The organism is Alkalilimnicola ehrlichii (assembly GCF_003399765.1).
In the GTDB taxonomy this organism is placed as follows: domain Bacteria; phylum Pseudomonadota; class Gammaproteobacteria; order Nitrococcales; family AK92; genus AK92.
Window position 1 is genome coordinate 1 of sequence record NZ_NFZV01000089.1, and the last position, 887, is coordinate 887.

General features: G+C 63.1%; 1 protein-coding gene. It reads right to left on the reverse strand.

What is annotated here, in order from left to right:
• Positions 1-320: 320 nt before the first annotated feature.
• Positions 321-887 (reverse strand): transposase (locus CAI21_RS23540; protein WP_472973982.1); only part of this gene is annotated, 567 nt, incomplete at its 5' end.

Consider the following 887-nt stretch of genomic DNA (forward strand, 5'->3'; position numbering starts at 1 on the left):
CCGGCATCAAACAATACAGCGTTTTCACGGCAGTTAGCGTGACTTCTAATTTCGAGCCCAACAACGGGTTGGAGCCGACGTGCTAATGGCGTTCGGGGGCGTTCGGGGACAGCCATCCCACGATTGTTGGCGCGAATCACTAGAGCCCGAGGACATCCACCCAAGGTAGCCCCCTGCACGGTAACGCGCCGGTCGGCTGCCGCTTCGAACAATCGGTGGTGATGGTGCAAAGATGCGGCGGTCTGTGCCGTTTTTACCGTCTGCCGCGCAGCCGTCGGCCTGACCCATCGGCCCTCGGGTGTTCGAATCGCGGGGAATGCTTACGTCGTGACGAGCGGCGCGAACAGGCGGCGGGCGAGGCCGATGCCCCGGATGTAGGTTTGCTGGAGGTGCCGAGCCAGTTGTTGCAGGGCCTCAGGGGTGCCGATGGCCCGCCCGAAACGCTGGCGGCGTAAGGTCTCTACATATTCCTCGGCGTTGAGCCCGAGGCGTTGGAGGATGGGCGGTTGTGTCTCGGCAATCGCCCCGCGCTTGTCGGGACGGAGCGCCCGCCCGCTCCAGTCGACCAGTTGCAGGTAATCAAGCAAGGCGAACGGCAAGTGATCGGGACTGGTTAAGTGCTCAGCTTCGGTGAAGGGTAGCAGCGGGACGGTGATCCCGGGCACTGGGGACGCGGAAGCCGAATCAGTGTCCCTTTGGAGGGTTTGAATACGGGCCCATACCGAGGTGTAGGCGGAGTCTTCCGGCGTGTTGGCCCGCTTCGCGCGGACGGGGTTGAGGTCGACGTAGGCCATGCAGGTCAGTAAGGCGGCTTCATCCAGTAAGGCCTGGCTCTTAAAACGGCCTTCCCAGAACCGACCGGTACAGCCGTCTTCGGCATTGGCCCG